Annotated in this window: 1 protein-coding gene; it reads right to left on the reverse strand. The window is 36.1% G+C overall.

The window, feature by feature from the left end; all coding sequences use genetic code 11:
* Nucleotides 1–634 (reverse strand): contractile injection system protein, VgrG/Pvc8 family (locus VQ048_RS12395; RefSeq protein WP_327611951.1); only part of this gene is annotated, 634 nt, incomplete at both ends.

Consider the following 634-nt stretch of genomic DNA (forward strand, 5'->3'; position numbering starts at 1 on the left):
CGCTTTTCCATTAATATCGTACATATCGGCTAAACTCCCTGATTTGAGTAGTGGATTACGACTCTTGCCCTTAACCCACATCATATGCTGCAATTTCTCTTTGTATAGTGGGACTTTATAACGAGCATCACTATCTTCATCACCCATAGTAAAGTTACTTGAATAGTGACTACTTTTCTGCGTAAAAGTCTTTTTTGCTAATTGTATCGCCGTACCTAATATAGGATTGTCTTTTGGAGGTGTAAAGGTATTATCGGCATTGTGCGTAAAGACATCTCCAAAGGCTTCATCGTAAACATATTGGGTAAAATTCTGATTCTGTATTTGTAAATCAAAACTAACTTCGGCTAAATCATCGCCTTCACTTAGAGTGATTTGTTTTTGGGCTCGATTACCAAAAATAAGCTGTTTGCCATCGTAATAAAAATATTCCCCTAAACGATTGGCTAAACGAGTCAAAAACGCATAGTCTGACTCATTATACTGAACCGTATAGTCCAATGAGTTTTTGGTATTTAAACCTCCTATTACTTTTACTTTGGCTTCTGGTGGGTAATTTTTACATACTTCTGCTATAATTTGCTCTACCGTCATTTTCTCAAAACTACGGCTATTCTTCCCATTCTCTAATAAT

Origin of the sequence: Bergeyella anatis, from assembly GCF_036016955.1 — a bacterium.
Classification (GTDB): Bacteria; Bacteroidota; Bacteroidia; order Flavobacteriales; family Weeksellaceae; genus JAYWXI01.